The 6,578-nt window shown below is 38.2% G+C and carries 8 protein-coding genes; 3 read left to right on the forward strand and 5 right to left on the reverse strand.

The features are described 5' to 3' along the window. Positions 1-432 precede the first annotated feature (432 nt). The 5 genes from panD to DW114_RS20835 all read right to left on the reverse strand — a co-directional run bounded on the left by panD (position 433) and on the right by DW114_RS20835 (position 4,491). Positions 433-813, reverse strand: coding sequence for an aspartate 1-decarboxylase (gene panD, locus DW114_RS20815; protein ID WP_004847071.1), 381 nt, complete (start codon positions 811-813; stop codon positions 433-435). A gap of 13 nt (positions 814-826) precedes the next feature. Beyond that, the gene (gene panC, locus DW114_RS20820; RefSeq protein ID WP_004847070.1) at positions 827-1,672 is read right to left on the reverse strand and encodes a pantoate--beta-alanine ligase; all 846 of its coding nucleotides are present in this window, start codon (positions 1,670-1,672) and stop codon (positions 827-829) included. 11 nt (positions 1,673-1,683) lie between these two features. After that, positions 1,684-2,511 carry a 3-methyl-2-oxobutanoate hydroxymethyltransferase gene (panB, locus tag DW114_RS20825; protein ID WP_004847068.1) on the reverse strand — a complete coding sequence of 276 codons (828 nt, stop codon included), beginning with the start codon at positions 2,509-2,511 and terminating at the stop codon, positions 1,684-1,686. Continuing rightward, positions 2,486-3,379 (reverse strand): Rossmann-like and DUF2520 domain-containing protein, encoded by an 894-nt coding sequence (locus tag DW114_RS20830; RefSeq protein ID WP_009320104.1) that lies wholly within the window; start codon positions 3,377-3,379, stop codon positions 2,486-2,488. Before DW114_RS20830 ends, panB begins: the two co-directional genes overlap by 26 nt. A 440-nt stretch (positions 3,380-3,819) precedes the next feature. After that, positions 3,820-4,491: a helix-turn-helix domain-containing protein gene (locus tag DW114_RS20835; RefSeq protein ID WP_004847061.1), complete on the reverse strand. Its 672-nt coding sequence runs from the start codon at positions 4,489-4,491 to the stop codon at positions 3,820-3,822. A 547-nt stretch (positions 4,492-5,038) separates the two neighbouring features. Between DW114_RS20835 and DW114_RS20840 the strand changes: the two genes are divergently transcribed. From DW114_RS20840 to DW114_RS20850, 3 genes are all read left to right on the forward strand, one after another. Continuing rightward, positions 5,039-6,049: a replication initiation factor domain-containing protein gene (locus DW114_RS20840; protein ID WP_009320105.1), complete on the forward strand. Its 1,011-nt coding sequence runs from the start codon at positions 5,039-5,041 to the stop codon at positions 6,047-6,049. After that, a complete protein-coding gene (locus DW114_RS20845) occupies positions 6,049-6,252 on the forward strand; it encodes an excisionase (protein WP_002607397.1) in 204 nt (67 codons plus the stop codon). The genes DW114_RS20840 and DW114_RS20845 overlap by 1 nt, the downstream gene beginning before the upstream one ends. A 78-nt stretch (positions 6,253-6,330) precedes the next feature. Then, a partial coding sequence (locus DW114_RS20850) for an integrase DNA-binding domain-containing protein (protein WP_192935613.1) occupies positions 6,331-6,578 on the forward strand: 248 nt, incomplete at its 3' end.

The following is a 6,578-nucleotide window of genomic DNA, read 5'->3' on the forward strand; positions in this document are numbered from 1 at the left end:
TTAAATTTTATATCTAATTTTTGATTATCCGTATAAACACTATACTTTCAAATATTTTGAAGTATAGAAAAGCACTCATTTTACCACGAATTTACCATAATTAAACGAGCCTTGATATGACTATAAATAACACTAAAAAGACCTCACACCTAAACGGTGTCTTTTTTAAAAGCAGTCAATCATAAGACCAACTGCTTTGTAAATATAGATATTAAATTGTTAAGCTGAGATTTTACTTAGATTTATCTTTCACTGGTTTGCTATTTTCATCATTTTCTCCTTCAAGCCATGCCATTATGCCAAAGTTACAAAATGGATAAATTATTACTTCTTTATAAACTTCTTGCTCACAACGAGGGCAGATGACATATTCTTCACCTTTTACATTTTTTAATTACCGAAATTCCCTTTTTTATTTGCAAATTACATGTCTTATAGCTTACCATGTTTTTCGTATCTTGCGACTCTTGATATTTTGTTATCCTCATCTACAAATACTACTTTAGGTGGATTTTTCTTTACCTCTTCTGGAGTCATCTGTGCATAGCACATTATGATTATCTTATCACCTGTCTGAACACATCTTGCAGCAGCTCCATTGAGACATATCATTCCGCTGCCTCTTTCTCCTGCAATTGTGTATGTCTCAAATCTGTTCCCATTATTTATATCTACGATACTTACCTTTTCATACTCCAAAATTCCAGCACTGTCAAGTAAGTCTTCGTCTACAGTGATGCTTCCTACATAATCAAGTTCTGCTTGAACTACTGTAGCTCTGTGTATCTTCCCCTTTAACATTTCAAATGTCATATTTAACCCCCGTTTAACCTTCGTAAATAAAGTTGTCAATCAATCTGGTTTTGCCGATATAAACTGCCATGGCAACTAGTACTGGTGCTGTCATCTCCTTGACCGGTTTAACTGAAACAGCGTCTACAGCCTGAACATAATCTATTTTCGCCATAGGCTCAGTTTCAATAAGCTTAATCATTTCTGATACAATTTTATCTGTATCTTTTTCTCCTGCTTTTGCCATATCTTCTCCGAGCTTAACTGCTTTGCTTAAAATTAGTGCCGCCTTTCTCTCATCTTTGCTTAGATATGTATTTCTTGAACTCTTTGCAAGACCATCCTCTTCTCTAACTATAGGGCAGCCCACAATTTCGATATCAAAGTTCAAATCTCTAACCATTCTTTTTATAATCGCAAGCTGCTGTGCATCCTTTTGACCAAAGTAAGCTCTGTCGGGATTTACAATATTAAAAAGTTTAGATACTACTGTGCCTACACCCCTGAAATGTATTGGTCGTGATTTTCCACAAAGTTCCTCTGAAAGACTTTCTATGTTTACATATGTTGAAAAATCGTCAAAATACATATTTTCCGGCTCAGGATTAAATATTAAATTAGCACCTGCCTCCTCACATAGCATAGTATCCCTTTCCAAATCCCTCGGATAGCTTTCCAAATCTTCCCCTACTCCAAATTGAGTCGGATTTACAAAATCACTGACAACAACTCTATCGTTTTCTGAAACAGCCCTTGTAATTAAACTCTTATGTCCTTCGTGCAAAAATCCCATAGTAGGAACAAGACCTACTGTAAGACCTTCTTTCTTCCATTCTTTGACTATAACTCTCACTTCATCTACGGTTTTTACTATTTTCATCGTTCTATCTCCTAATATAACTTGTTAATTACATCTTCTGAAATTTTAAATGTGTGTTCAGGTGCTGGAAAGCTTCCCTGTTTAGTTTCTTCTATATATGCAGCAAAGGCTTCTTTCATTACATCTCCTACCTTTGCGAATTGTTTTACGAATTTAGGTGTAAAGTCAGAGACCATTCCAAGCATGTCCTGATAAACGAGAATCTGTCCATCGCAGCCAGATCCTGCACCTATTCCTATTGTAGGAATATTAATGCTTTCAGAAATAATTTCCGCTAATTTTGCAGGTACGCATTCCAAAACAATCGCAAATGCTCCTGCTTCTTCAACAGCTTTTGCCTCTTCAATGAGTTTCTTTGCTCCCTCTTCACTTTTTCCCTGAACTTTAAAGCCTCCAAAAACGTTCACTGACTGAGGTGTAAGTCCAATATGTGCCATAACAGGAATTGAAGCAGCTGTAATAGCTTTAATCTGTGGACAAACAGAGGCTCCACCTTCTAGCTTTACTGCTTGACATCTTCCTTCTTTCATAAGTCTTCCTGCGTTATACATGGCCTCTTCAACTGAAACTTGATATGACATAAACGGCATATCTCCAACTACTAAGGCATCTTTGGCACCTCTTGTAACTGCTCTTGTATGGTGAATCATATCTTCCATTGTTACCGGCAAAGTATTTTCGTATCCGAGCATAACCATGCCAAGAGAATCTCCAACGAGAATACCGTTAATACCTGACTGATCCATCAATTTAGCTGTCGAATAGTCATAGGCTGTCAGCATTGTAATCTTATCGCCCTTAACCTTCTGTTCTTTAAAAGTGGATACTGTGTTTTTCATTTTTAATTACCTCCGTCATCTTCAAATAGTCACTGTCTAAATGTTTTTCCTGTGCAATACTGAGAAGCTTTTCTGAAAGCAAAAGATATATCATCTCATATCCCACCTTTTCCTCAGACTCGTTTATCCATGCTGCCTTAATAGCTTCAATGTGTTTTGTGATAGTCGACAAATCATTTCGCTCAACAGGACCTGTGAGGGCAGCCGCAACTCCTTTTTCTGCCAATGTGTCGGCATTTCCAGTAAACAAAGGCACTAAGGCTTTCTTTGCATCTTTTTTATCAAAGCCGCATTTTACAAGCATTTCAGCCCCCACTTGAAAAAGTCCGTTTACGAGATTGCTTACAACTACTGCACCGCAGTGGTAAAGAGATTTATTTTCCGCTCCCATTGCGATTACCTTATTTCCTGCTCGCTCAAAGATACTCTTAATCTCATCTAGATTCTCTGCCGAACCCTCCACAGTAAAATAAGCCTTATTCAAGTGTTTCCATGATTCGCACTTATCACTTATTGCATATAGGGGATGTACCGAATAGATATTTGCACCGAGGTTTTCACCATCAAAAAAAACGGTTGATGAAATCGAACCGCTGCAATGACAAATATTTTTATTTTTAATATCCAGATTCTTCATATAATCCCATACTTTGCTTATCTGTCCATCAGGCACAGTAATAAACAGGGTATCACTGTCACTTAAGATATCCTCTATACTCTTATATAGTTTTGTGTTAGTAAAATCTGCTGCTGATTTAGCTGATTCCGGTGATTTGCTGAAGTAACCCGTAATCTCTACGCCGTTTTCCTTCAGGTATTTTCCAAGGGAAAATCCTACTTTCCCCGCTCCGATAAATCCTGCTCTCATATCGATCACTCCTTTCTGGGAAGTGACAATCATGAAAATCTGCATGGATGAGGTCTCGTTCAAACTGATATAATCCTCATGGTTTAAAAATAAAAAATATGTGGTATAGTTTCTGTTCGAATACTATCTACCCATTACTATAGCACCTATTTAAGTGATTGTACAGAGAAAAAAATAAGGCACCACTCTAACTAATTTATCATTAAAGTGATGCTAATATAAATCGTGTTATTTAGCTTTTCTGTATTTAATCATTTTCACAATCTGAATTATCAAAGTCGGGATAAAAATATAAAGCATGACAAAACACTTCTTCATTTTTCGCTTGATTACCCACCACAGAAAAGAAAGAACCCTGTAAAGAGCCTTACCACCATTGGTGGTGCTTTGCACTCTTGATTGGGCTTTTTGTTTGCTGTATCTTTCATGCAAGAGGAAAATTAAAGTCCTCTATTCCATTTCTCTTTTAGATAATCTTCATAGTCCGTTTCATTAAAATCTAATTGTGGCGAAGTGTTGGGAATGTTGTTTCTGTTGTCTATATCTGCAAGCTGACGGAATATCCAATCATCATAAGGGTCGTGATATTTATACTCTTTGGGCTGTTCTCTGTATCGGTCTAACCCTCGCATTTCCTTATGTACTTTCATCATGCGTTCCAATTTCTGACGCTGTATCAACTGCTTGATTTCCATAAGTTCTTCCAACTCTACTACCTCACTAGAAAGATAATTGCTAATGTATCTAATCAATGTAGTTTCCATGTAAAATCTACATTCTTTTTCGTCATTGAAAAATTCATTTTCAGACAAATAATCTAAGGAAACATTAAAATCCTGTTCTCGTTTGATAACGTCCATGATATATGGCTCGGTGTGGTCAATATATTTCCATTCCCCCGACAATAATTCATTCGGTGTTACTCCCAGCACGTCCATTATCTTTTCCAATGTATCAAAGGTAGGATAATTCACACCTCGTTCAATCTTGGAAAGGCTCTGCATATTGATACCGATTTTATTGGCAAGTTCCTGTTGTTTCATTCCCCTGTGTTTTCTTATGATTTGTATGTTTTCTCCTAAGAAACTGATTTTCTTTTCATAATACTCCATAACTTAGTATAACCGCTCCTTTCGTTGCTTTTATTGTCATTTATAAGCATATCATACTTAATATATATCGAAAAGTCAATCGAAACTTCTTGACAAGTAATTCTAGTGGCGTTATTATCTTATCAGACAGAGTGATTAAGCACGCTAGGGTCAATCACACACTTGAGTAAGCATATATAAGAGATGTTTTCACTTTGATAGCATGAATGAGCATGGACTATCAGACTAAAAATAGGGTTTCTGACTGGGGCTGTTTCGTTTAGCCACGAGCCTCTCAAGGCTCGTGAGCGTTAAGAACGGAACAGACACAGGAAGAAAGGGAACGCCTTTAGGCGCTCGTAAAGGGCGTATATGTAACACCGCCCTGCGCATACATGTCATAGTACCTAGAAACTGTGATAAATAAAGGACAAAACGCTATTTTTACCCCGCAAAAAAACGGGGCATACGAAAGGAGTAATGCACTATAACTACACACAAAAATTTATCCGTTAAGATTGATTACATCAGCATTGTATTTGAAACGGCAACCGCTGAAGATGTAATCATGCACATTTTAGGTTTACCGACTGATATTTTCAATGTCTATCCGGCAAGCATTAAATACAAAACCTATCAAGCACGCTGGCAGATTGGAGATATTTATGTATCGGGGGACGCAAGAAAGACAGAGGACAACCCACAGGGGCTAGGCTGTTATCTTGTTATGACTGGCAGAGGTTGTGATGATATTTTCCGTATTCTCGACAGTAGGAATTATACCTTTGGGGATATGTTCCGACGCTGTGAGCGAAGATACGGACTGGATAATTTTCATTTCACAAGACTTGATATTGCCATTGATGATAAGAACGAAAAGCCATTCTTTACCATAGAGCAGATAAAGAAGAAATGCGAAAAAGAGGAATTTATCTCCAATAGTGAGGGCTACCACTTTGATGAAAGCAAGTTTGACGATTTCGACACCGCAAAGACTGTTTATATCGGTGCTGGAAAATCTGGATTATCCTACCGCTTTTATGATAAGGATAAGGAAGTCTGTTCAAAACATAATAAGACGCTTGAGGAAGTCGGCAGTTGGAAACGAACAGAAATGCAACTGCGTGATGATAAGGCTCATGTTTTTGCCATGACATTTAAGGACAGACCGCTGGAACTTGGGGAACTGGCTTTCGGGCTACTGGCAAACAACCTACGCTTTGTCGTGCCAAACAGAAACGAAAGTAATAAAAGCAGGTGGAAAACGTGTCGATTTTGGGAACGCTTTTTAGGGGCTGTGGAAGTCTTGAAACTGCAAGTACCAAAGCAGCATAATTCCCTTGAAGAAACACAGCAATGGCTCACAGAGGGTGGCGTCATTTCCGCTGTCAAAAGTTTTTATTTCTTGGAAGAACATGACGCATTAGGTGGACTGGAAAAAGTAGGAACTATGCTTGATAAGGCAAGATACAGCAATTCCCTTTCCAGTAAATTAACCGCCCATTTACAGAGGATAAACCGCACCGACCTTATCCCCTATATCCAGTATGACACAAAACATGGGAAAGGGGGTATCTGATGAATAACAACGATATTCCCGTATGGGAAAAATACACCCTTACCATTGAAGAAGCGTCAAAGTATTTCCGCATTGGAGAAAACAAGTTAAGACGATTGGCAGAGGAAAACAAGGACGCTGGCTGGCTCATTATGAATGGCAACCGCATACAGATTAAACGCCGACAGTTTGAACAGGTCATTGACAAATTGGACGCAATCTAATGCAAATGAGCCTTGTATGTGTTATGATGAACACAAGTCATATCAAGGCTCTTTCCAACAAGGAAAGGAGCAGACACCATGAAAGAAAAAAGACGGGATAGCAAAGGTCGTATCCTGCATACTGGAGAGAGCCAACGAACAGACGGAAAATACTTATATAAATATGTAGACGCATTTGGAAACACAAAATATGTGTATGCTTGGAGATTGACACCCACAGACCCGACACCAAAGGGAAAACGGGAAAAACCCTCACTTCGAGAACTGGAACAGCAGATAAGACGGGATATTGAGGACGGTATCGACAGCACAGGCAAGAAAATGAC

Origin of the sequence: Absiella sp. AM09-50, assembly GCF_003433845.1 — a bacterium.
GTDB lineage: Bacteria > Bacillota_I > Bacilli_A > Erysipelotrichales > Erysipelotrichaceae > Hoskinsella > Hoskinsella hominis.

What these genes read in the sequence shown, in the direction of transcription:
- panD (WP_004847071.1), bottom strand. Translation starts at nt 813, where the DNA reads ATGACATTTGAAATGTTAAAGGGGAAGATACACAGAGCTACAGTAGTT.
- panC (WP_004847070.1), bottom strand. Translation starts at nt 1,672, where the DNA reads ATGAAAATAGTAAAAACCGTAGATGAAGTGAGAGTTATAGTCAAAGAA.
- panB (WP_004847068.1), bottom strand. Translation starts at nt 2,511, where the DNA reads ATGAAAAACACAGTATCCACTTTTAAAGAACAGAAGGTTAAGGGCGAT.
- DW114_RS20830 (WP_009320104.1), bottom strand. Translation starts at nt 3,379, where the DNA reads ATGAGAGCAGGATTTATCGGAGCGGGGAAAGTAGGATTTTCCCTTGGA.
- DW114_RS20835 (WP_004847061.1), bottom strand. Translation starts at nt 4,491, where the DNA reads ATGGAGTATTATGAAAAGAAAATCAGTTTCTTAGGAGAAAACATACAA.
- DW114_RS20840 (WP_009320105.1), top strand. Translation starts at nt 5,039, where the DNA reads ATGCACATTTTAGGTTTACCGACTGATATTTTCAATGTCTATCCGGCA.
- DW114_RS20845 (WP_002607397.1), top strand. Translation starts at nt 6,049, where the DNA reads ATGAATAACAACGATATTCCCGTATGGGAAAAATACACCCTTACCATT.